Annotated in this window: 1 protein-coding gene; it reads left to right on the forward strand. The window is 67.6% G+C overall.

All coding sequences use genetic code 11. The annotated features are described in order from the left end of the window. Positions 1 to 574: hypothetical protein (locus EN780_RS39425; RefSeq protein ID WP_189557137.1), on the forward strand; the 574-nt coding region annotated here is incomplete at both ends.

A 574-nucleotide genomic window follows, 5' to 3' on the forward strand; every position in this document is an offset into this window, starting at 1 on the left:
CAGCTCCCCGGGATGGCCCGGCGATCCTCCATGCACTCGATCCGCTGCCTGCCGTCTCGATCGATTTGCCGGGAGGCCTGCGGCTCGCCCGCGGAAGGTGGCTGGAAGGGCACCCGCCCTCGATCTTGCTTCTAGGGCTGTTGGAGCCGGGCGAACCCGTGCGTATCGACGGCCGTCCCGCGTCGATCGGGGGCGATGGCACCTGGACCGCAGAGGGCTGGGACCGCCGAGGCGGTCATCGAATCGAATACGGCGGCATTACCGCCACCTACGAGATCGAGCAGGGTTCCGCAGCTTGGGATTGGTGGCCCGCTTGGGATGGCGCGACCGCCTTGGCCGGCGCTCTCAGCTCGGCGAATGGAAGCGAGTACTTCCACACGGACCCCTTCGCGCATCTCATCGGCGCGATGCCCGGTGAGATTTGCAGCTTCCGCCCGGCGATCGGCGGCATCTACGTGGCTCGGCCGGAATTCGTTCCGGTATGGCTTCTGGCGCGCGCTACGGGCATGCGAAACTCAAAGCCTGCTCTGATCGGCGCACCGCTCGCGCCGTCAGCAGCTACCGATGCCGGGAC

The sequence above is a fragment of the Mesorhizobium sp. M4B.F.Ca.ET.089.01.1.1 genome (assembly GCF_004022605.1).
Classification (GTDB): Bacteria; Pseudomonadota; Alphaproteobacteria; order Rhizobiales; family Rhizobiaceae; genus Mesorhizobium; species Mesorhizobium abyssinicae.